Annotated in this window: 22 protein-coding genes; 12 read left to right on the top strand and 10 right to left on the bottom strand. The window is 64.6% G+C overall.

Features of this window, described 5'->3' with window-relative positions; all coding sequences use genetic code 11:
• Positions 1 to 777 precede the first annotated feature (777 nt).
• From trmB to ABNP31_RS24655, 4 genes are all read right to left on the bottom strand, one after another.
• Positions 778 to 1,500: a tRNA (guanosine(46)-N7)-methyltransferase TrmB gene (trmB, locus tag ABNP31_RS24640; protein ID WP_013974624.1), complete on the bottom strand. Its 723-nt coding sequence runs from the start codon at positions 1,498 to 1,500 to the stop codon at positions 778 to 780.
• Between the two features lie 9 nt (positions 1,501 to 1,509).
• Entirely contained in the window at positions 1,510 to 2,304 is a 795-nt protein-coding gene (locus tag ABNP31_RS24645) for a thiazole synthase (protein WP_013974625.1), read from the bottom strand.
• Between the two features lie 53 nt (positions 2,305 to 2,357).
• Complete coding sequence (thiS, locus tag ABNP31_RS24650) at positions 2,358 to 2,558, bottom strand: sulfur carrier protein ThiS (RefSeq protein ID WP_003257817.1); 201 nt, start codon at positions 2,556 to 2,558, stop codon at positions 2,358 to 2,360.
• A gap of 103 nt (positions 2,559 to 2,661) precedes the next feature.
• Positions 2,662 to 3,033 (bottom strand): DUF423 domain-containing protein, encoded by a 372-nt coding sequence (locus ABNP31_RS24655; RefSeq protein WP_015272153.1) that lies wholly within the window; start codon positions 3,031 to 3,033, stop codon positions 2,662 to 2,664.
• 64 nt (positions 3,034 to 3,097) lie between these two features.
• On the opposite strand from ABNP31_RS24655, the gene mtgA reads away from it, so the two are divergent.
• The gene (mtgA, locus tag ABNP31_RS24660; protein WP_085614596.1) at positions 3,098 to 3,808 is read left to right on the top strand and encodes a monofunctional biosynthetic peptidoglycan transglycosylase; all 711 of its coding nucleotides are present in this window, start codon (positions 3,098 to 3,100) and stop codon (positions 3,806 to 3,808) included.
• A gap of 181 nt (positions 3,809 to 3,989) precedes the next feature.
• Here the strand turns inward: mtgA and rpoH are convergent, their stop codons facing one another.
• The 4 genes from rpoH to ftsY form a co-directional block, all read right to left on the bottom strand.
• Positions 3,990 to 4,844: an RNA polymerase sigma factor RpoH gene (gene rpoH / locus ABNP31_RS24665; RefSeq protein ID WP_003249083.1), complete on the bottom strand. Its 855-nt coding sequence runs from the start codon at positions 4,842 to 4,844 to the stop codon at positions 3,990 to 3,992.
• Between the two features lie 111 nt (positions 4,845 to 4,955).
• Positions 4,956 to 5,978 carry a permease-like cell division protein FtsX gene (gene ftsX, locus ABNP31_RS24670; protein ID WP_013974629.1) on the bottom strand — a complete coding sequence of 341 codons (1,023 nt, stop codon included), beginning with the start codon at positions 5,976 to 5,978 and terminating at the stop codon, positions 4,956 to 4,958.
• Complete coding sequence (gene ftsE, locus ABNP31_RS24675) at positions 5,975 to 6,646, bottom strand: cell division ATP-binding protein FtsE (protein WP_013974630.1); 672 nt, start codon at positions 6,644 to 6,646, stop codon at positions 5,975 to 5,977. The genes ftsX and ftsE overlap by 4 nt, the downstream gene beginning before the upstream one ends.
• Before the next feature lie 2 nt (positions 6,647 to 6,648).
• On the bottom strand, positions 6,649 to 8,175 hold the full coding sequence (gene ftsY, locus ABNP31_RS24680; RefSeq protein ID WP_085663456.1) for a signal recognition particle-docking protein FtsY: 1,527 nt from the start codon (positions 8,173 to 8,175) through the stop codon (positions 6,649 to 6,651).
• 230 nt (positions 8,176 to 8,405) lie between these two features.
• On the opposite strand from ftsY, the gene ABNP31_RS24685 reads away from it, so the two are divergent.
• The 6 genes from ABNP31_RS24685 to ABNP31_RS24710 all read left to right on the top strand — a co-directional run bounded on the left by ABNP31_RS24685 (position 8,406) and on the right by ABNP31_RS24710 (position 15,710).
• The gene (locus ABNP31_RS24685; RefSeq protein WP_025340974.1) at positions 8,406 to 9,761 is read left to right on the top strand and encodes a M16 family metallopeptidase; all 1,356 of its coding nucleotides are present in this window, start codon (positions 8,406 to 8,408) and stop codon (positions 9,759 to 9,761) included.
• Positions 9,754 to 11,244 (top strand): M16 family metallopeptidase, encoded by a 1,491-nt coding sequence (locus tag ABNP31_RS24690; RefSeq protein WP_025340975.1) that lies wholly within the window; start codon positions 9,754 to 9,756, stop codon positions 11,242 to 11,244. The genes ABNP31_RS24685 and ABNP31_RS24690 overlap by 8 nt, the downstream gene beginning before the upstream one ends.
• Complete coding sequence (rsmD, locus tag ABNP31_RS24695; protein WP_025340976.1) at positions 11,244 to 11,846, top strand: 16S rRNA (guanine(966)-N(2))-methyltransferase RsmD; 603 nt, start codon at positions 11,244 to 11,246, stop codon at positions 11,844 to 11,846. The genes ABNP31_RS24690 and rsmD overlap by 1 nt, the downstream gene beginning before the upstream one ends.
• A gap of 131 nt (positions 11,847 to 11,977) precedes the next feature.
• Positions 11,978 to 13,261: a M16 family metallopeptidase gene (locus tag ABNP31_RS24700; protein WP_238067030.1), complete on the top strand. Its 1,284-nt coding sequence runs from the start codon at positions 11,978 to 11,980 to the stop codon at positions 13,259 to 13,261.
• 71 nt (positions 13,262 to 13,332) lie between these two features.
• Positions 13,333 to 14,658 (top strand): M16 family metallopeptidase, encoded by a 1,326-nt coding sequence (locus ABNP31_RS24705; protein WP_350012847.1) that lies wholly within the window; start codon positions 13,333 to 13,335, stop codon positions 14,656 to 14,658.
• A gap of 59 nt (positions 14,659 to 14,717) precedes the next feature.
• Positions 14,718 to 15,710 carry a hydrolase gene (locus ABNP31_RS24710; protein ID WP_085664346.1) on the top strand — a complete coding sequence of 331 codons (993 nt, stop codon included), beginning with the start codon at positions 14,718 to 14,720 and terminating at the stop codon, positions 15,708 to 15,710.
• A 140-nt stretch (positions 15,711 to 15,850) separates the two neighbouring features.
• On the opposite strand, the gene ABNP31_RS24715 is transcribed toward ABNP31_RS24710, so the two are convergent.
• Positions 15,851 to 16,705, bottom strand: coding sequence for a sulfurtransferase (locus ABNP31_RS24715; protein ID WP_350012848.1), 855 nt, complete (start codon positions 16,703 to 16,705; stop codon positions 15,851 to 15,853).
• A 47-nt stretch (positions 16,706 to 16,752) separates the two neighbouring features.
• Positions 16,753 to 17,418 carry a TetR/AcrR family transcriptional regulator gene (locus ABNP31_RS24720; RefSeq protein ID WP_025340981.1) on the bottom strand — a complete coding sequence of 222 codons (666 nt, stop codon included), beginning with the start codon at positions 17,416 to 17,418 and terminating at the stop codon, positions 16,753 to 16,755.
• 151 nt (positions 17,419 to 17,569) lie between these two features.
• Between ABNP31_RS24720 and ABNP31_RS24725 the strand changes: the two genes are divergently transcribed.
• The 5 genes from ABNP31_RS24725 to ABNP31_RS24745 all read left to right on the top strand — a co-directional run bounded on the left by ABNP31_RS24725 (position 17,570) and on the right by ABNP31_RS24745 (position 22,067).
• Entirely contained in the window at positions 17,570 to 19,000 is a 1,431-nt protein-coding gene (locus ABNP31_RS24725) for a coniferyl aldehyde dehydrogenase (RefSeq protein ID WP_350012849.1), read from the top strand.
• A gap of 10 nt (positions 19,001 to 19,010) precedes the next feature.
• Positions 19,011 to 19,496: a twin-arginine translocation pathway signal protein gene (locus ABNP31_RS24730; RefSeq protein ID WP_350012850.1), complete on the top strand. Its 486-nt coding sequence runs from the start codon at positions 19,011 to 19,013 to the stop codon at positions 19,494 to 19,496.
• 20 nt (positions 19,497 to 19,516) lie between these two features.
• Positions 19,517 to 21,115 carry a GMC family oxidoreductase gene (locus ABNP31_RS24735; RefSeq protein WP_350012851.1) on the top strand — a complete coding sequence of 533 codons (1,599 nt, stop codon included), beginning with the start codon at positions 19,517 to 19,519 and terminating at the stop codon, positions 21,113 to 21,115.
• Between the two features lie 112 nt (positions 21,116 to 21,227).
• Positions 21,228 to 21,707 (top strand): pantetheine-phosphate adenylyltransferase, encoded by a 480-nt coding sequence (gene coaD / locus ABNP31_RS24740; protein WP_014861498.1) that lies wholly within the window; start codon positions 21,228 to 21,230, stop codon positions 21,705 to 21,707.
• Positions 21,708 to 21,815: 108 nt separating this feature from the next.
• Positions 21,816 to 22,067, top strand: coding sequence for a YfhL family 4Fe-4S dicluster ferredoxin (locus ABNP31_RS24745; RefSeq protein WP_013974644.1), 252 nt, complete (start codon positions 21,816 to 21,818; stop codon positions 22,065 to 22,067).
• The last annotated feature ends 77 nt before the right edge of the window (positions 22,068 to 22,144 follow it).

The following is a 22,144-nucleotide window of genomic DNA, read 5'->3' on the forward strand; positions in this document are numbered from 1 at the left end:
TTGCAGGAGCGGCCTTGTGTCGCGATGGGCCGCAAAGCGGCCCCAACAATTGCTGCCTCACCGCTGACATCCTGGGGCCGCTACGCGGCCCATCGCGACACAAGGCCGCTCCTACAATGACCGCGTAATCTGGCGAGTACAGAGATGGGTTGTAAAAGCTGCCCCGGCGAACCAGGGCAGCCCTACCACCTGACTAGCCCTTACTGGACATCATCGAAGTGATCGCGCATGAAGTCCCGAACGGTCTTGAGCACAGTCAAGATCCGGATGAACGTCCAAACGCGGCTCAGCGCATCAAGCAAACGCTTCATATGCCTTGGCCTCCGTGTTGGCGGGCCAATCTTCCAGCATCTAACCGGTACTTCGATGCCTTCGAAAACTGTGTGAGAGTCTTCTGTGAAGTGGCCAGGTCAATGGCCCTTCGAAGAGGTGCACCGGCACGGTTCTCAGGCCGTGTCGAAGGGGCCGGAAAGCAGAATTCTTCTCCTACCCGGCCCATCACTGATTCATCCACACAGGAGCAGCGCGATGATACTTGGAATGCTCACCCAAGACTGTTAACCGCTCCGACACACGTGATGCCGGATATTTCTGAGCATTGACGTTCCCCCGCTACGCTGCCTATGATCAGCCAACTGTGTGAGGGTTTTCTGTGAAACCTCAGAGCGAAGGATTCTCAGTCCTGTCGCTCACATAAAAAAACCGCCCTTCTCAAGGCGGTTTTTTTTCGCCTGCATTTCTGCAGGCATCGGCATATCGAAAGGCCGTATCAGCCGGTCAATCCACCTTCTCGAACTTCAAATCCCAAACCCCGTGCCCCAGCCGCTCGCCACGGCGTTCGAACTTGGTGATCGGGCGTTCTTCCGGGCGTGGCACGTAAGTACCGTCGGCCGCACGGTTGCGATAGCCCGGGGCAGCGCTCATCACTTCCAGCATGTACTCCGCATACGGTTCCCAGTCGGTGGCCATGTGGAACACGCCACCGGGCTTGAGCTTGCGCCGTACCAGTTCGGCGAACTCCAGCTGGACGATGCGGCGCTTGTGGTGGCGCGCCTTGTGCCATGGGTCGGGGAAGAACAGCATCAGGCGGTCGAGGCTGTTGTCCGCCACGCAGCGGTTCAGCACTTCGATGGCATCGCAGTCATATACCCGCAGGTTCTTCAGGCCCTGGGTCAGCACGCCGTTGAGCAGCGCGCCAACACCCGGGCGGTGTACTTCCACACCGATGAAGTCCTGTTCAGGCGCGGCAGCAGCCATTTCCAGCAGGGAATGGCCCATGCCGAAGCCGATCTCCAGGGTGCGCGGCGCCGAGCGGCCGAACACCTGGTCGTAGTCCACCGGGCTGTCGGCCAGCGGCAGGATGTACAGCGGGCCGCCCTGCTCCAGGCCACGTTGCTGGCCTTCGGTCATGCGCCCGGCGCGCATCACGAAACTCTTGATGCGGCGGTGCGGGCGGGCTTCGCCGTCGGGGGTGATCGGCGTATCGTGCGATTCAGTCATCAGGGGCTCTTACTTGATCAGACCATCCAGCGGCGAAGAGGCGCTGGCATAGAGTTTCTTCGGCATACGGCCGGCCAGGTAGGCCATGCGACCGGCGACGATGGCGTGCTTCATGGCCTCGGCCATCAGCACCGGCTGCTGGGCGTGGGCGATGGCCGAGTTCATCAGCACCGCTTCGCAGCCCATTTCCATGGCGATGGTGGCGTCGGACGCGGTACCCACGCCAGCATCGACCAGCACCGGAACCTTGGACTCTTCCAGGATGATCTGCAGGTTGTAGGGGTTGCAGATACCCAGGCCGGTACCGATCAGGCCAGCCAGCGGCATGACCGCGATGCAGCCGGCTTCGGCCAGCTGGCGGGCGATGATCGGATCGTCGCTGGTGTAGACCATCACGTCGAAACCATCCTTGACCAACACTTCGGCGGCCTTGAGGGTTTCGATCACATTGGGGAACAGGGTTTTCTGGTCAGCCAGTACTTCCAGCTTGACCAGGTTGTGGCCATCCAGCAGTTCGCGGGCCAGGCGGCAGGTGCGCACGGCTTCGACCGCGTCGTAGCAGCCAGCGGTGTTCGGCAGGATGGTGTAGCGGTCCGGTGGCAGCACATCGAGCAGGTTCGGCTCGCCCGGGTTCTGGCCGATGTTGGTGCGGCGCACGGCAACGGTGACGATCTCGGCACCCGAGGCTTCGATGGCCAGGCGGGTTTCTTCCATGTCACGGTACTTGCCGGTACCGACCAGCAGGCGCGACTGGAAAGTACGCCCGGCCAGGGTAAAGGGCTTGTCGCTACGAACGTTGCTCATGGTTGTTCCTCGGGAAAAGGTTGCTGGGCTTGCAGGTGAATCGCCGGCCGGAATCAGCCGCCACCGATGGCGTGGACCACTTCGACCTGGTCGCCGTCGTTCAACAGCGTGCTGTCGTGCTGGCTACGCGGCACGATATCCAGGTTAAGTTCCACCGCGACGCGGCGCCCGGTCAGCTCCAGGCGGGCCAGCAGGGCCGCGACGCTTTCGCCAGCGGGCAATTCGTAAGGTTCACCGTTCAGTTGAATGCGCATGCGCACGGCCACCATTGTTCTTTGGGGGCCCGCATTCTAGCGCTGAACCGCCCTGCAACCCAAGGGCGCTGCACGCCATTAGTCGCGATTGTGGACCACTCGGTCAACCGAGCCGCCAGGCTGCCAGGCCCAGGCACAGCCAGCCGGCGAGGAAGCACAGGCCACCAATCGGGGTGATGATGCCGAGCTTGCCCAGGCCGCTGAGGGTCAGCAGGTACAGGCTACCGGAGAACAGCACTATCCCCACGGCAAACAGGCCGCCAGCCCAGCCGACCAGGCGCCCTGGCAGGTGCACCGAGAGCACGGCGACAGCGAAGATCGCCAGGGCATGCACCAACTGGTAGGTCACACCAGTCTGAAAGATCGCCAGATAGTCGGCCGTCAGCCGGCTTTTCAGGCCATGGGCAGCGAAAGCGCCCAGAGCGACACCGGTGAAGCCGAAAAAGGCGGCAAGCATCAGGAAGCTGCGAAGCATGGGACGACTCCTTGGATCGGGTCTGTATAATGGCCCCTTCCACCCGTACGGCCAAGCCATCGTCATGCTGCCAACCCTTCTCCGCCGCCTCTCCCGCGCCCTGCTCTGGTTCGCTGCCGGCAGCATCGTGCTGGTGCTGGTGTTCCGCTGGGTGCCACCACCCGGTACGGCGCTGATGGTCGAGCGCAAGGTGCAGTCCTGGGTGAATGGCGAGCCGATCGACCTGCAGCGCGACTGGGAGCCGTGGGAGAACATCTCCGACGACCTCAAGGTCGCGGTCATTGCTGGCGAGGACCAGAAGTTCGCCAACCACTGGGGCTTCGACATCCCGGCTATCCAGGCGGCGCTGGCCTACAACGAGCGCGGCGGCAGCATTCGCGGTGCCAGCACCCTGACCCAGCAGGTGGCCAAGAACCTGTTCCTGTGGTCCGGGCGCAGCTGGTTCCGCAAAGGGCTGGAGGCCTGGTTCACCGCGTTGATCGAGCTGTTCTGGTCGAAAGAGCGGATTCTCGAGGTCTACCTGAACAGTGCCGAATGGGGCAAAGGTGTGTTTGGCGCCCAGGCGGCAGCGCGCTACCACTTTGGCATCGATGCGAGCAGGCTTAGCCGCCAGCAGGCGGCGCAGCTGGCGGCGGTGCTGCCGAGCCCGATCAAGTGGAGCGCCAGCCGGCCGAGCGCCTATGTGGCCAGCCGGGCCGGCTGGATTCGCCGGCAGATGAGCCAGCTGGGTGGGCCCAGCTACCTGATGCAGCTCGACACTTCGCGCAAACTTTGAGCCTTTGGGGGCTGCTGCGCAGCCCATCGCGACACAAGGCCGCTCCTACAGGGGATCGCAGTCTCTTGTAGGAGCGGCCTTGTGTCGCGAAAGGGCCGCAAAGCGGCCCCAAAATCCCCCGGCCAAAAAAAGCCGCTCACCCTACGCGGGCCAGCGGCTTTTCCTTGCAGCCAGGGCTCGATCAGGCCGCGATCAGCGCCTTGACCTTGTTCATCGCATTCTTCTCCAGCTGGCGAATCCGCTCAGCCGAAACGCTGTACTTGTCCGCCAGCTCATGCAACGTGGCCTTCTCTTCCGCCAACCAGCGCTGGTAGAGAATGTCGCGGCTACGCTCGTCCAGCCCTTGCAGTGCTTCGTGCAGGTTGCTGGTGGAGTTGTCGCTCCAGTCGGCATCCTCCAGCTGCACCGCCGGGTCGTAACGGTGGTCTTCCAGGTAATGCGCAGGCGACTGGAAGGCACTGTCGTCGTCAGCTTCCGCTGCCGGGTCGAACGCCATGTCCTGGCCGCTGAGGCGGCTTTCCATCTCGCGCACTTCACGCGGCTCCACGCCCAGGCTTTCCGCCACGCGGTGCACTTCGTCGTTGTTCAGCCAGGCCAGACGCTTCTTCTGGCTGCGCAGGTTGAAGAACAGTTTGCGCTGGGCCTTGGTGGTGGCCACCTTGACGATGCGCCAGTTGCGCAGGATGAACTCGTGGATCTCTGCCTTGATCCAGTGCACGGCGAACGACACCAGGCGCACGCCCATTTCCGGGTTGAAGCGCTTGACGGCTTTCATCAGGCCGACGTTGCCTTCCTGGATCAGGTCGGCCTGGGCCAGCCCGTAGCCGGCATAGCTACGGGCGATATGTACGACGAAACGCAGGTGGGCCATCACCATTTGACGAGCGGCCTCGACATCCTGCTCATAATAGAGACGCTCGCCCAGATCACGCTCCTGCTCGACAGTCAGCAGCGGGATGCTGTTGACCGTGTGCACGTAGGCTTCCAGGTTTGCACCGGGTACCAGGGCATAGGCAGGTTGCAAAGATGTGGTCATTCAAGAACCTCCGACTTACAGAACTCACGCCTTGTGGGCGCTGCCAACATTGACCTGGAACGACGGTACAAGTTCCATAGTGAAGAATTTGTCAATGCTGGCACGTAAAAACTATCGCGGCGCCAGCTCGTTCAAATGGCGGGCCACTGCGATCCATGCACCGATATACCCCAACAGCACCGCTCCGATCAAGAGCGACAGACCATCGGACGCCGGCACCCCGCCCAGGGCGAAGTCGCTGCCGTACAGCCCGGAAAGCCCTACCACCGCCTCGTTCAGCCAGTTCAGGCCAAACGCCAGGATGCCCCATGCGATCACCCCTGCACCCAGGCCATACAGCGCGCCCATGTACAGGAAAGGCCGACGTACGTAGGCATCCGTGCCACCGACCAGCTTGATCACTTCGATCTCGGTACGGCGGTTTTCAATGTGTAGACGAATTGTGTTACCGATTACTAACAGCAGGGCGGAAATCAGCATCACGGCCAGGCCAAAGACAAACCGGTCACCCAGTTTGAGGATGGCCGCCAGGCGCTCGACCCAAACCAGGTCAAGTTGCGCCACTTCCACCCGCGGCAGCTCCGACAGGCGCTGACGCAATGCTTCCAAGGCCGGCTTGTCGACTTCGGTAGGGGTCACCACCACCACGCCAGGCAGCGGGTTGTCAGGCAGTTCACGCAGGGCTTCGCCCAGGCCGGACTGCTGCTGGAACTCCTCCAGCGCCTGCTCTCGGCTGACATACTGCGCGTCGGCCACGCCAGGCATGCCCTTGATCTCGTCGCGTAGCGCCTCGCCTTCGCGGCTGCCTGCATCGAGCTTGAGGTACAGCGAAATCTGCGCGGCGCGCTGCCACGAGCCGCCAAGCTTTTCGACGTTCTTCAGCAGCAGCGACAGGCCCATGGGCATGCTCAGCGCCACCGCCATCACCAGGCAGGTGAAGAAGCTGCCGATCGGCTGCTTGCCCAGCCGGCGCAGGCTGTCGGCCATGCTGGCACGGTGGCTTTCCAGCCAGGCATGCAGAAGCGTGCGGAAATCCGGGCCGTCATCGTCGTCGTGCTTTTTCTTCGCCGGTTGCGGGTCGGCCGGTTTCGGCGCAACCCGTTCGGAAACCTTCGGCGTACGTGTAGTGCTCATTGCCCGGCCTCCCCATCGCCGATCAAGCGGCCGCGCTGCAAGGTCAGCATGCGGTGGCGCATGCGCGCAATCAGTGCCAGGTCGTGGCTGGCGATCAATACCGTGGTACCCAGGCGGTTGATGTCCTCGAACACCCCCATGATCTCCGCGGCCAGGCGCGGGTCGAGGTTACCGGTGGGTTCGTCGGCCAGCAGCAGGGCTGGCTGGTGAACGATGGCGCGGGCGATGCCCACCCGTTGCTGCTGCCCGGTGGACAGGTCGGCCGGGAACAGCTCGCCCTTGTCGGCCAGCGACACTCGCTCCAGCGCCGAGTCCACGCGCTTGGCGACTTCAGCCTTGGACAGGCCGAGAATCTGCAGCGGCAAGGCGATGTTGTTGAACACCGTGCGGTCGAACAACAGCTGGTGGTTCTGGAACACCACGCCGATCTGCCGGCGCAGGAACGGGATCTGCGAATTGCTGATCTGGCCCAGGTCCTGCCCGGCCAGCATCAGCTTGCCGCTGGTCGGGCGCTCCATGGCCAGCAGCAGGCGCAGCAAGGTGCTCTTGCCCGCGCCCGAGTGGCCGGTGACGAACAGGAATTCGCCCCGGCGCGCCCGGAAACTCAGCTCATGCAAACCCACATGACCATTGGGATAGCGCTTGGCAACCTGTTCGAATCGGATCATGTTCAGTCTCGCTCGGCGAACAGAGCCTTGACGAACGGCTCGGCTTCGAAGGTACGCAGGTCGTCGATGCCTTCACCGACACCGATGAAGCGGATCGGCAGCTTGAACTGCTTGGCCAGGGCGAAGATCACCCCGCCCTTGGCAGTGCCGTCCAGCTTGGTCAGGGCCAGGCCGGTCAGTTCGACGCTCTGGTTGAAGTACTTGGCCTGGCTGATGGCGTTCTGGCCGGTGCCCGCATCGAGTACCAGCAGCACCTCGTGCGGCGCCTCGGCGTCGAGCTTGCCGATGACCCGGCGGACCTTCTTCAGCTCTTCCATCAGGTTGTCTTTGGTGTGCAGGCGGCCAGCGGTGTCGGCGATCAGCACGTCGACGCCACGGGCCTTGGCGGCCTGTACGGCATCGAAGATCACCGAAGCGGAGTCGGCGCCAGTGTGCTGGGCGATCACCGGGATCTGGTTACGCTCGCCCCACACCTGCAGTTGCTCGACCGCAGCGGCACGGAAGGTGTCGCCAGCAGCCAGCATCACTTTCTTGCCTTCGAGCTGCAGCTTCTTGGCCAGTTTGCCGATGGTGGTGGTCTTGCCGGCGCCGTTCACACCAACCACCAGGATCACATAGGGCTTGTTCTGCGCCTGTACCACCAGCGGCTGCTCGACCGGGCGCAGCAGCGCAGCCAGTTCTTCCTGCAGCGACTTGTACAGGGCATCGGCGTCGGCCAGCTGCTTGCGGGCAACCTTCTGGGTCAGGTTCTGGACGATGGTGGAAGTGGCTTCCACGCCAACGTCGGCGGTCAGCAGTCGGGTTTCGATTTCGTCGAGCAGGTCGTCATCGATGACTTTCTTGCCCAGGAACAGGCTGGCCATGCCCTCGCCGATGCTGGCGCTGGTCTTCGACAGGCCCTGCTTGAGGCGGGCGAAGAAGCCGGGCTTGGCCTGCTCGGCCTGCGCGGCGACCGGGGCTGCAGCCACAGGGGCAGCAAGCTCTGGTGCAGGGCGCTCCGGGATGGCGGGCGGCGCTTTCGGCGCCAGATCCGGCACCAGGGCCACAGGCTCTTCAGCAACCGGCAGCACCAGGTTGCTGACCGGCGCGACCGGCTCGACGACCGGGGCCGCCTCGACAGGGGCTGGCTCGACCGGGGCCGCCTGCAAGGGCATGGACGCGACCGGCTGCGGTGCAGGTGCCACCAGCGGCTGGGACGCGACCGGCTCGGGTTCAGGGGCCTGCAACGGTTGGGAAGCAACCGGTTCGGGGACAGGGGCCTCGACCACCGGGGATTGGACGGGTGCGGCGACCTGCTGCGGTTCTGTCAGCTGTGGGGCCGCAGGGGCCTGAACGGGCTCAGGGGCCTGTGGCGCTTCGGCGGTAGAACCCTCGACCGGAGCGGTTGCAGGCTGCTCGACGGCTGGTAGTTCATTCGCGGGCACGCCCGCTTCCACAGGTTGCTGCGGTTTCTTGCGAAACCAGCTGAACAGGCCTTTCTTCTCACCAGCCTCGGCCGGCGCTTTTTTGTCGTCGTTGGAACCAAACATGGAAGACGGCTATCTCAGGGTAGCGATGGGCCAGCTATGGCGCATCGGGAATTCTCTCTACGCAGAACAGACTATCTTGAAGCCGGCTGGTTCATGCGCAACGTTTTGTCTTAGTGTCCTGCGGGCCAGAACGGCGACAGGCATGGTCGCCAGGCAACCGGATCAGTATCCTAGCACCTCCTGGCCCGCCGACGCTAAACCAGCGGGCCGCCGAACAGGTTAAACACCGTATGAATGCTCTAGCCCGCCGCGCCGCTGGCCTGTTGCTCGGCACGCTCTGCCTGCCGCTCGCGGCCTTCGCCGCCGATGTGCAACCCACCCACGAATTCATCCTCGACAACGGCCTGAAAGTAGTCGTGCGCGAGGACCACCGCGCCCCGGTGGTGGTCTCGCAGATCTGGTACAAGGTTGGCTCCAGCTACGAAACCCCGGGCCAGACCGGCCTTTCCCACGCGCTGGAACACATGATGTTCAAGGGCAGCGCCAAGGTCGGCCCCGGCGAGGCCTCGCGCATCCTGCGTGACATTGGCGCCGAAGAAAACGCCTTCACCAGCGACGACTACACCGCCTATTACCAGGTGCTGGCGCGCGACCGCCTGCCGGTGGCCCTGGAACTCGAGGCCGACCGCCTGGCCAGCCTGCGCCTGCCCGCTGACGAATTCAGCCGTGAAATCGAGGTGATCAAGGAAGAACGCCGCCTGCGCACCGACGACCAGCCCAACTCCAAGGCGTTCGAGCTGTTCCGCGCCATGGCCTACCCGGCCAGCGGCTACCACACCCCGACCATCGGCTGGATGGCCGACCTGGAGCGCATGAAGGTCGAGGAACTGCGCCACTGGTACGAATCCTGGTACGCCCCCAACAACGCTACCCTGGTGGTAGTCGGCGATGTCACCGCCGATGAGGTCAAGGGCCTGGCGCAGAAGTACTTCGGCAGCATCCCCAAGCGTGCCGTGCCGCCGGCCAAGTTGCCGCTCGAACTGGCCGAACCAGGCCAGCGCCAGCTGACCCTGCACGTGCGCACCCAGTTGCCGAGCCTGATCTACGGTTTCAACGTACCTGGCCTGTCCACCGCCAAGGACCCGCGTACGGTGCATGCCCTGCGCCTGATCTCGGCGCTGCTCGACGGCGGCTACAGCGCCCGCATGCCGGCACGCCTGGAACGTGGCCAGGAGCTGGTGGCCGGTGCTTCTTCCAGCTACAACGCCTTCACCCGCGGCGACAGCCTGTTCCTGATCTCGGCCACGCCGAACGTGCAGAAGCAGAAAACCCTCGCCGATGTCGAGAAAGGCGTCTGGCAGCTGCTGGATGAGCTCAAGACCACCCCACCCAGCGCCGAAGAGCTGGAGCGCGTACGCGCCCAGGTCATTGCCGGCCTGGTCTACGACCGCGACTCCATCAGCAGCCAGGCCACTACCATCGGCCAGCTGGAAACCGTCGGCCTGTCCTGGAAGCTGATCGACAGCGAGCTGGACGAGCTCAAGCGCGTTACCCCGCAGGACATCCAGAACGCCGCGCGCACCTACTTCACCCGCGAACGCCTGAGCGTTGCCCATGTACTGCCCGAGGAGTCCGCTCATGAGTGATCGCCGCGCACCACGCCCAACCCTGCTGGCCACGGGCATCCGCGCCCTGGCGCTGGCGGCGGTGCTGGCCGCCCCGGCCATGGCCGACAACGCCGCCAAGGCCGACAGCAACGCGGCACGCCCGGCCAACACCTTGCAGTCGCTGGCCGAGCTGGATGGCAAGGCGCCCAGCCGGCGCCAGTTGAACATCCAGCACTGGAACACCGCCGAAGGTGCCCGGGTACTGTTCGTCGAGGCTCGCGAACTGCCGATGTTCGACCTGCGCATCACCTTCGCCGCCGGCAGCAGCCAGGATGGCGGAACGCCAGGCCTGGCTGCCCTGACCAACGCCATGCTCAACGAAGGCGTGGCCGGCAAGGACGTGACTGCCATCGCCGAAGGCTTCGAGGGCCTGGGCGCCGACTTTGGCAACGGCTCCTACCGCGATATGGCCGTGGCCTCGCTGCGCAGCCTCAGCGCCAAGGACAAGCGCGAACCGGCGCTCAAGCTGTTCGCCGAGGTGGCTGGCAAGCCGACCTTCCCCGAAGACGCCCTCAAGCGCATCAAGAACCAGATGCTGGCCGGCTTCGAGTATGAAAAGCAGAACCCCGGCAAGGTCGCTGGCAAGGCCCTGTTCGCCAAGCTCTACGGCGACCACCCCTACGCCCACCCGAGCGACGGCACCGCCGAAAGCATCAGTGGCATCACCCTGGCACAGCTGCGCGCCTTCCACGCCAAGGCCTACACCGGCGGCAACGCAGTCATCGCCCTGGTCGGCGACCTCAGCCGCGCCGAGGCCGAAGCCATCGCCGCCCAGGTATCAGCTGGCCTGCCCAAGGGCCCCGCGCTGGCCGCACCGGCCCAACCCGGCGAAGCCAAGGCAGGCCTGACCCACATCGACTTCCCGTCCAAGCAGACCCACCTGATGCTGGCCGAACTCGGCATCGACCGCCAGGACCCGGACTGGCCGGCCCTGTCACTGGGCAACCAGATCCTCGGCGGCGGTGCGTTCGGCACCCGGCTGATGAGCGAGGTGCGTGAAAAGCGCGGCCTGACCTACGGCGTGTACTCGGTGTTCAGCCCGATGCAGGTGCGCGGGCCGTTCATGATCAACCTGCAGACCCGTGCCGAACTCAGCGAGGGCACGCTCAAGCTGGTGCAGGATATTCTCGCCGACTACCTCAAGGCCGGCCCCACCCAGCAGGAGCTGGACGATGCCAAGCGCGAACTGGCCGGCAGCTTCCCGCTGTCCAATGCCAGCAACGCCAGCATCGTCGGCCAACTGGGTGCCATTGGCTTCTACAACCTGCCGCTGACCTGGCTGGAGGACTTCATGCAGCAGTCCCAGGCCCTCACCGTCGAGCAGGTAAGAACGGCCATGAACAAACACCTGTCAGCCGATAAACTGGTGATCGTCACCGCTGGCCCGAAAGTGCCGCAAAAACCGCTGCCAGCACCCACTGACAAGCCCTCCGAGCAGCCGCTCGGGGTACCGGAGCACTAATGCCAAGATCCACCCCTCCCGCCCGCCCGCAACCGGGCCAAAGCAAGGGCCAGGGCCACCTGCGCATCATCGCCGGCGAATGGCGCAGCCGCCGTCTGGCGGTGCCGGAAGGCGAAGGCCTGCGGCCAACGCCCGACCGCGTGCGCGAAACCCTGTTCAACTGGCTGGCGCCCTATATCGAGGGTGCCCGCGTGCTGGACGCCTTCACCGGCAGCGGCGCCCTGGTGCTCGAAGCCCTGTCCCGCGGGGCCGAGGACGCCGTCGCGCTGGACAGCAACCCGGCGGCCATCGCCAACCTGAAGAACAACCTCGAGATCCTGCGCTGCCCGCGCGGGCAAATCTTGCAGACCGACGCCCTGCGCTATCTGCAAGGCCCGGCCAAGCAGCAGTTCGACGTGGTGTTCCTCGACCCGCCGTTCCACCAGGACCTGCTGGCCGACACCTGCAACCTGCTGGAACAGAACCAGTGGCTGCGCGAGCAAGCGTGGGTCTACACAGAAAGCGAGGCTGCCCCGTCGACCTTGCAACTGCCAGGTAACTGGCGCCTGCATCGAGAGAAAAAGACCGGCCAGGTACATTACGCGCTCTGGCAGCGGGGCTAATTATTTAAAGCAGGTGCAGCACCCTTGTCGCTGAAGCTGTTCGGGTTCACATCAACCAGAGCACTTCAGCGATGACCTCACCACCTACTTCGCCACCCGACCTGGGCCAGGTCTCTGCAGGGCTTGCCGCCTTGTCCTGCACCACTACCTCGCCATTGCAGCACTTCACGCTGGAAAACGGCCTGTCCGTTTACTTGCGAGAAAATCACAAGACATCTCTGGCCGCAGTCCAACTCTGGTACCACATAGGCTCAAGCCATGAGCCTGCCGGCCACACGAACCTGTCTCACGTACTGGAGCACCTGATCTTCGCAGGCAGCAGCAAACTGCCCGCCGGCCAATACAGCCGGGTGATCGCACGCATAGGGGGCAATGCCAATGCCTCCACCCACCTGGACGCCACCTCCTATGAAATCTCGCTACCGGCCAGCCGCCTGCCCATAGCGTTGGAAATCATGGCCGATGCCATGAGCACCGCAACCTTCGGCCAAGCGGAGATGGAAAGGGAGATAAAGGCGGTGGAGGACGAGCGCCGGCTCAAGCTGGACGTCCAGCCCGACCAACAGGCATACGATCAGCATAACGCTCTGGCCCATGGCACCAGCCCTTATGCAGGCCCGAGCTTCGGTTATCCGGCAGACCTGGACAGCATCGACCTGGCGGCGCTGCGAACCTGGTACAGGTCCTGGTATCAGCCCAACAACGCAACGCTTGTGGTAGTCGGCAGCGTTGACCTGCCAACGCTCCGGCAGCATGTGGCGCGTTACTTCGCAGGCGTGCCGAAAGCGCCTGTCGCCGACCGGCCTGTTCCACGCCATGACACTCAACTGCAGGCCCGCAGCCACACCGTAAGCCTGCCAGGGTTACGCGAGGGGCTGTTCATGTCATTCAACGTTCCAGGCCGAGCAACAGCCCCCGACGCCGGGACATCGCTTGCCCTGACCCTGCTTTGCGACTTGCTTGGCGCAGGTTTCAGCTCCCGGCTGTACAGCGACCTGGTACGGGACAGGCGCCTGCTTACAGGTGTGCGAGTGTCCTACGAGCCCTTGGTACGTGGCGACACACTGTTGACGATTTCAGCCTACGTGAACACCACCCACGCCACACCGGAAGACGCCGCCCAAGCCGTTTACGAGCATGTGCAGGCGCTGCGCAGCGTTGCCTTGCCGGAAGCAGAGCTGCAACGCGCCAAGTTGCGCATGCTCGCCCGACGGCTATTCGACCTTGACGCGCTCACCGCCCAGGCAGACGAGCTGGGCGCCGCTGCCGCCGCCGGTTTGCCAGCATCGGTGATTGACGAGGACTTCCCTCTCATCCGGGACCTCGACAGCGCGACAGTGCAACAGGTGGCGGTTGCCTATCTGGGGCGCGAACGGCTGACCACAACCTACCTTCGGCCAGGAGTGCCAGCATGAGCCCAGACAACTTGACGACCACCCGACCAACGCTATGCGACGGCCCAACTACCGACACCGCGTTGGAGGCCATGGCCAACCTGGAATCGGCCAAGGAAATCGAGCTTGGCCAGGTACCGCCCCTGCAAGCCGCCGCCAAATGTTGGCAAACCGCCGGCGGCGCAAAGGTCAGCTTCATCGCAGACCATGACCGCCCGATGTTCGACCTGGCCTTGCGCTTTCGAGCCGGCAACGTGCTTGACGGTGCCAACCCAGGCCTGGCTGCAGTTACCCTGTACAGCCTCGACCAAGGGACCGGGGAGCTCGATGCAGCACAGTTTGCCGAGCAGCTGGCCGGGTACGGGGCCATCCTCGGCAGAAGGATCACCGATGACAGTGCGGTCATCACACTCCGCTGCCTGAGCTTGCCCGCGCTACGCGCCAGCGTGATGCAACTGTTCACCCAGATGCTGGCATATCCTGCTTTCAAGGAGCCTGACGTGGCGAAAATCCGGGAGCGGCTGGCTTTCAACCGGGTCCGACAGGCCAGCCACCCACTGGTACGGCTTACCAACACCACGATGGCTCATGTTTTCCGTGATCATCCGTACGCTGCCAGCGCCACCACGACGGCCAGTGGCACCGTCAATGTCGAGCAGATCAGGGACTTCCACCAGAAGGCTTACTCGGCGAACAATCTGGATATTGGCCTGGTGGGGGACCTGAGCCGCGAAGACGCGGAGCAACTGATCGACGAACTCACCCGTGCCCTGCCGCAGGAGTGGGCCGCCGCCGCCCCGCCGCCACTCCCCGAACACCTGCCACTCGTGCAGCACCTGACCGCCGCCGGCAGCGCCACCCGGGCACTGTTGACGTTGTCCTCGAAAGCTTCGCCAAGCAGCCCGCTATTTCCGGCCTTGACGCTGCTCAACGTGATACTTGGCACCAGCTATGAATCACGCCTGACGCAAGAGTTGCGAACCCTGCGCAGCCTGACCTACGCCATCTACTCCGACCTCAACCCGCTGGATGCGGCATGCCTGCTGCAAATTCATTGGGACATCGCCCCGCAGTACCGGGATGCGGCAGCGGCCCTGGTGTCGGGGATTGTCGCGTGCCTGCGCGAACGAGGCCCAAGCCAGGCAGAGTGCGACATCGCTGTGAACGAAATTGCGGCCAAGCTGCATCACGACCTTGCAGACAGCGCCAAACTGGCCAGAGCACTTGCGACTTACAGCCACCAAGGGCTGCCAGGCGATCACCTTGCCACTTTTCTTGACAGGCTACAGTCGCTCACGCCTGCGAACCTGCGTGAAGCCGGGCAGGTGTGGTTGGGCAACGCGACGCAAGTGCTGGTGACCGTAGGCCCCGAGTCAGTGCAGCTGCCACTGCCGGAAACAATGAAGGACGACCAATAGCGCAGGTACATCGGGGTTTTTCCATGGCATTCTAGGCACGCACAACATGAGTCGCCCACATGCCCAGCCCCAGCGCAACGTTCCGTCCAGCCCTCGGCCTTGCCAATCCCCACTTGCAAACCTTGTGGGGACCATTGTGGCGAAAACTGCCAGAGCTGCAGCGCAACCGCGAGCGGCTATGGCTGGCCGATGGCGACTTCATCGACCTGGACTGGCATGGCCCGCACCAGCCCCACGCGCCGTTGGTGCTGGTGCTGCACGGTTTGACCGGCTCCTCCCACTCGCCCTACGTCAAAGGCTTGCAGCAAGCGCTGCAAGGCCGCGGCTGGGCCAGCGTGGCGGTGAACTGGCGCGGTTGCTCGGGCGAGCCCAACCTGCTGCCACGCAGCTACCATTCCGGCGCCAGCGAAGACCTGGCCGAAATCGTCAGCCACCTGCGTGCCCAGCGCCCGTTGGCGCCGTTGTATGCGGTGGGTTATTCGCTGGGGGGCAATGTGCTGCTGAAATACCTGGGCGAAAGCGGTGTCGCCAGCCAGTTGCAGGCTGCGGTAGCGGTGTCGGTGCCGTTTCGCCTGGACCACTGCGCCGACCGCATCGGCCAGGGCTTTTCAAAGGTGTACCAGGCGCATTTCATGCGCGAGATGCTGGCTTATGTGCAGCTCAAGCAGCGGCACTTCCACGACAAGGGCCAGCATGAAGGGCTGGCGACGCTGCAACGGCTGGGGCCGTTGGCCAACCTGCGCACGTTCTGGGATTTCGACGGCAAGGTCACCGCACCACTGAACGGTTTTCGCGATGCGCACGACTACTACCGCCGCTCATCGAGTCATTTTTTCCTCGGCCAGAACCGCACGCCGACGCTGATCATCCACTCCAGCGATGACCCTTTCGTCTCCGGCCACAGCCTGCCAACGGCCCGCGAACTGGCGCCGCAGACCCGCTTCGAACTGCACAGCCGCGGCGGCCATGTGGGCTTTGTCGATGGCAGCCTGCGCAACCCGGGCTATTACCTGGAGCGGCGGATTCCACAGTGGTTGGTGGAGGGCACATAAGCGATTGTTTTGCAGGAACCCTGTGGGAGCGGGCGCGCCCGCGAACACCGGCGCAGCCGGTGCCAGCCACCGCGTTGCATGCTTCGCGGGCTCGCCCGCTCCCACAGGGCCTGGGCGATCTCCTACAGGATTTGACCGGCTTACTCGCCAGTGGCTACGCCATGCTGCGGATCGTTGATCCACTCACTCCACGACCCGGCATACAGCTTGCCCAGCGGGTACCCGGCCAACGCCAGGGCAAACAGGTTATGACACGCCGTCACCCCTGACCCGCAATACGCCACCAACTGCTCCGGCGCCCGCCCGGCCAGCTTTTCGGCAAAGCGCTGTTTTAGCTGGTCCGGCTGCAGAAAACGCCCATCAGCCCCCAGGTTATCGGTGAACGCCGCGCACTGCGCCCCCGGAATATGCCCCGCCACCGGGTCGATCGGTTCCACTTCGCCACGGAAACGCGGCAAGGCACGCGCATCGATCAAGGTCAGGTCTGCGTTACCCAAGCGCTTGGCCAGGTGCTCGGCATCGATCAGCAGCTTGCCGTCCGGCTCACCGTTGAAGGTGCCTTCCCGCTTGAGCGGCGGGTCCAGGCTGAGCGGCAGGTGCGCCGCATGCCAGGCCCTCAGGCCACCGTCGAGGATCGCCACGCCGCTGCGCTTGCCCAGCCAGGCCAGCAGCCACCAGGCACGGGCAGCAAAAGCGCCAGGGCCGTCGTCGTACAGCACCACCTCGCTGTCATCGTCCAGGCCCCACTCTCGCAGGCTCTCGACCAGCCCGCGCGCATCCGGCAACGGGTGGCGCCCGGTGCGCCCCTTGCTCACCGGCCCGCTGAGGTCACGCTCCAGGTCGGCAAAATGCGCCCCGGCAATATGCCCCTGGGCATAGCTGCGTTGGCCATAGTCCACATCCTCGAGGGCGAAGCGGCAGTCGAGGATCACCAACTTGGGCGAGCCCAGACGCTCGGCCAACTGCTGCGGGGTGATCAATTGCGCAAGGGGCATGACAATCTCCTGATCGATGGCACTATCGATAGCACTGAGGCCCTGGGTTAGTGCTCCAGGGCCTGGTTGAACGGTACATGGAATTCCTGGCACAGGGCGTCCACGGCATTGCGGGCGTTGTCGGTGACGAAACCGAGCTCCAGCACCAGTACCTGGTAGACGCCGCGCTTGAAGGCTTCTTCACCCAGGTGCGCGGAATGCTCCCGCGTGGTGCTGAGAAAACGTACCCAGGACGTCAACACGATCCAGGCGTTGATGGTCAGCGATTCGATCTGCGCTGGTGCCATGGCCAGGATGCCCGCCTCGACGAAGCCGCGGTAGATCGCCTGGCCCTGGCGCAGGCAGCGCTCGGAAAAGCGCCGATAACGGGCGGCCAGTTCCGGGTCGCTGTCCAGCAGGTGCTCCAGGTCGCGGTGCAGAAAACGGTAGTTCCACATCGCCGCCAGCAGGGCCTTGAGGTAGAAGCGCTTGTCCTCCACGGTCGCCGCGCGGCCTTGCGGCGGGCGCAGGAAGCTGTCCACCAGCTCTTCGTACTGGCTGAACAGCAAAGCGATGATCGCCTGCTTGTTGGGGAAGTGGTAATACAGGTTGCCGGGCGAAATTTCCATGTGCGCGGCAATGTGGTTGGTACTGACGCTGCGTTCGCCCTGCTGGTTGAACAGCTCGAGGCTGTTCTGCACGATGCGCTCTCGGGTCTTCATGCGCGGGGCCATGCTCAGCTCCCAGTCTGCGGGCCTTCATCAAAGGGTCATCTTACGGCGTATTGGCGGTGGAATGCACCGCTCGACAACGCGGAAAAATTCGCACCATCGTACAAATTAGAGTATAGGCTCTAGGGATTCCCTGCCCGGACTCGACGCCGCCATGAACTCGCCCAGTGCCTTGCCCCCTGTGCAATCCGACCTCGACCTTGCGGCGACGTTCGCCACCCAGCGCCAGGCCTTTGCCGACAACCCCCTGCCAGCGGCGACGCAGCGGCGCCAATGGCTGAAAAGCCTGCGGGAAGCCTTGCTGGCCGGCCAGGCCGAACTGATCGAGGCAATCGGCCAGGACTTTGAGGGGCGCAGCGCCGACGAGACCCTGCTGGCCGAGCTGCTGCCCTCGGTGCAAGGCCTGCGTCACGCCGAAAAGCACCTGCAGCGCTGGATGCGCGCCAGCCGGCGCAAGGTCGGCCTGGCCTTCCAGCCGGCCAGCGCTCAGGTGCGCTACCAACCCCTGGGCGTGGTCGGCATCATCGTGCCGTGGAACTACCCGCTGTTCCTTGCCATCGGCCCGCTGACCTGCGCCCTGGCCGCCGGCAACCGGGTAATGCTCAAGCTCAGCGAAGCCACGCCTGCCACTGGCCTGGCGCTCAAGCAACTGCTGGAGCAGGTGTTCCCCACCGATCTGGTCAGCGTGGTGCTCGGCGAGGTCGAGGTAGGCCAGGCCTTTGCCCGCTTGCCGTTCGATCACCTGCTGTTCACCGGCGCCACCAGCGTGGGGCGCCAGGTAATGCTGGCTGCGGCGCACAACCTGACCCCCGTCACCCTGGAACTGGGTGGCAAGTCGCCGGCCATAGTCTCTGCCGACGTACCGCTGGACAGCGCCGCCGAGCGCATCGCCTTCGGCAAGACCCTCAACGCTGGCCAGACCTGCGTCGCCCCTGATTACGTGCTGGTGCCACGCGAGCGCCTGGAGGCCTTCAGCGACGCCTACCAGCGTGCCGTGCTCCGGCTGTACCCGCGCATCGCCGGCAACCCCGACTTCACCGCCATCATCAACCAGCGCCAGCTGCAGCGCTTGCAACATCTACTGGACGATGCCCACGCCAAAGGTGCGCAGGTACTCGACCTGTACCCCGGTGAAACCCGCCAGGGCCGGCGCCTGCCACCCCACCTGCTGCTGGGGGTGAACGACAGCATGCAGGTGATGCAGGACGAAATCTTCGGCCCATTGCTGCCGCTGGTGCCCTACGACAGCCTCGAGCAGGCACTGGCCTACATCAACCAGCGCCCGCGCCCGCTGGCGCTTTACTACTTCGGCTATGACCGCGCAGCCCAGGAGCAGGTGCTGCGCCACACCCACTCCGGCGGAGTGTGCCTGAACGACACCCTGCTGCACGTGGCCCAGGATGACTTGCCGTTCGGCGGCATCGGCCCTTCAGGCATGGGCCATTACCATGGCCATGACGGTTTCCTGACCTTCAGCAAGGCCAAGGCGGTGCTGGCCAAGCAACGCTTCAACGCTGCCCGGCTGATCTACCCGCCTTATGGCAAAGCCTTGCAGCGCCTGGTCTTCAAGCTTTTCATCCGCTGAGGGCCGGCCCATGCACCGCCGCGAACTGCTGCGCTTCAGCCTTGGCGCCAGCGTCTTTCTGGCCGGTACCAGCCTGGTCGGCTGCAGCGCACAGACAGCCGCAACGGGTTACCAGGTACTGCGCGACGACGACCTGCCGCTGCTACGCGCGCTGATCCCGGTGGTACTGGCCGGCACCCAGGCCGCCGAGACACTGGTGCTGCATAGCCTCGACCACAAGCTGGCGGCGCTATCGCCGGAAATGCTCAAACTCACCCGGCAGTTGTTCGACGTGCTCAACCTGCCGCTCACCCGCGGCCCCCTGACCGGTGTCTGGGGCGCCTGGGAGCAAGCCGGCGCCGCGCAGGTCACGGCCTTCCTGCAACGTTGGCAGGACAGCTCGCTGAACCTGCTGCGCATGGGCCACGCCTCGCTGCTGCAGTTGCTGCAGATGGCCTGGTACGAGCGCCCCGAATCCTGGGCCGCCTGCGGCTACCCCGGGCCACCGAAAATCTGAAAACAACAAGAGCAGCGCCAATGCCTGTACCCGACCCGTTTCGCCAAGGCCTGGAAAGCGGCTGGATCACCCACGACGCCTCGCGCCTGGAGCACGACCTCACGCTGGAAGCCGACGTTGCCGTGATCGGCAGCGGTGCCGGTGGCGCTACCAGCGCGCAAATGCTCAGCACTGCCGGCTTCAAGGTGCTGCTGATCGAAGAAGGCCCGCTGAGGACCAGCAGCGATTTCCACCTGCTGGAAAACGAAGCCTATGCCAGCCTGTACCAGGAAGGCCTGGGCCGCATGAGCAAGGACGGCGCCATCACCATCCTCCAGGGCCGCGCCGTGGGCGGCACCACGCTGGTCAACTGGACCTCGAGCTTTCGCACGCCGCCACAGACCCTGGCGCACTGGGCCGCAGCCCACAACGTGAGCGGCCTGGGCGAGAAGCAGATGCGCCCCTGGTTCGAGCGCATCGAGCAGGAACTGGGCATCACCCCCTGGGCCCTGCCACCGAACGCCAACAACGACGTGCTGCGCCGTGGCTGCGAACAGCTGGGCTACCGCTGGGCGGTGATCCCGCGCAACGTGCGCGGCTGCTGGAACCTGGGCTACTGCGGCATGGGTTGCCCGGTGAATGCCAAGCAGTCGATGCTGGTCACGCGTATTCCCGCCACCCTCGAACAAGGCGGCGAGCTGCTGTACCTGGCTCGGGCCGAGCGCTTCGAGCACAACGGCGAGCGCATCCAGGGCCTGTCATGCCAGGCGCTGGATAGCCAGGGCATACACGCCACAGGCCGGCAGGTCCGCATTCGCGCGCGTCACTACATCCTTGCCGGTGGCGGCATCAACAGTCCGGCCCTGCTGCTGCGTTCCGACGCGCCCGACCCGCATGGCCGCCTGGGCAAACGTACCTTCCTGCACCTGGTCAACTTCAGCGCAGCACGCTTCAACGACCGTATCGACCCCTACTATGGCGCCCCGCAGTCCATCTACAGCGACCATTTCCAATGGCAAGGCGGCAGCGACGGCCCGGTTGGCTACAAGCTGGAAGTACCACCGCTGCACCCGGCCCTGGCCAGCACCCTGCTGGGCGGGCACGGCCACGAGAATGCCCGGCGCATGGCCGAACTGCCACATACCCACGTGATGCTGGCGCTGCTGCGTGACGGCTTCCACCCACAAAGCCAGGGCGGGGCCGTGGAGCTGCGCGGCGATGGCTCACCGGTGCTCGATTACCCGGTCACCGACTACCTGCGCGACGGCCTGCGCCGCGCCTACCGCAGCATGGCGCAGATCCAGTTCGCCGCCGGCGCCACCCAGGTCACCCCCGTGCACAGCGATGCCAGCGCCGCGTCCAGCCTGGAGCAGGCCTTGGCCATGATCGACCAGTTGCGCCTGGAGCCGTTCCGCACGCGCCTGGGCAGCGCTCACGTGATGGGTGGCTGCGCCCTCGGCGACGACCCGCGCCAGGCGGTATGCGACAGCCTTGGCCGCCATCACCAGCTGGAAAACCTGTCGGTTCACGACGGCTCGCTGTTCCCCACCAGTATCGGCGCCAACCCGCAACTGTCGGTGTATGCCATCAGCGCCAGGCTCACCGAAGCGCTGGTCGCCCGCCTGGCACACAGCGCATGACAAGGAACAGGCCCCCTGTCTATAGTGCCATCAGCCGGCCGCATGACTTGGCCGGGGCGCCGTCGCTGCGCTACCATCCGACTCCCCAACGCACTCCAGCCAGGATGACGCGATGAACCGAGTGTTGTACCCGGGTACTTTCGACCCCATTACCAAAGGCCATGGCGACCTGGTCGAGCGCGCCTCGCGGTTGTTCGACCACGTGATCATCGCGGTGGCGGCCAGCCCGAAGAAAAACCCGCTGTTCCCGCTGGAACAACGGGTGGAGCTCGCCCGTGAGGTCACCAAGCACCTGCCCAATGTCGAAGTCATCGGCTTCTCCTCGCTGCTGGCGCATTTCGCCAAGGAACAGGGCGCCAACGTCTTCTTGCGTGGCCTGCGTGCGGTGTCCGACTTCGAGTACGAGTTCCAGCTGGCGAACATGAACCGGCAACTGGCCCCCGACGTCGAGAGCCTGTTCCTCACGCCTTCGGAGCGCTACTCGTTCATTTCCTCGACCCTGGTCCGGGAAATTGCCGCGCTGGGCGGTGATATCAGCAAGTTCGTCCACCCGGTGGTGGCCGAGGCGCTGACCGAACGCTTCAAGAAGTGACCTTTAGCGGCTGATCATCGCGCCCGCGTGCACTGCGGGCGCGAATGCGGCACAATTGTGCCCACTGCGTTGAACATGCCCGGGCGCAGAGCCCCGGCCGGAGTCCCCATGTCCCTGATCATCACCGACGATTGCATCAACTGCGACGTCTGCGAACCCGAGTGCCCGAACGAGGCCATCTCCCAAGGCGAAGAGATCTACGTGATCGACCCTAACCTGTGCACCCAGTGCGTGGGCCATTACGACGAGCCGCAATGCCAGCAGGTCTGCCCGGTCGACTGCATCCCGCTGGATGAAGCGCACCCGGAAACCGAAGAAGAGCTGATGGCCAAGTACCGCCGGATTACTGGCAAGGCCTGATCGCTGCCTGAACGCCTCCACGCGGTCCCTGTGTGGGAGCGGCCTTGCGTCGCGATGGGGCGCGAAGCGGCCCCAGG

The sequence above is a fragment of the Pseudomonas asiatica genome (assembly GCF_040214835.1).
Lineage (GTDB): Bacteria > Pseudomonadota > Gammaproteobacteria > Pseudomonadales > Pseudomonadaceae > Aquipseudomonas > Aquipseudomonas putida_Z.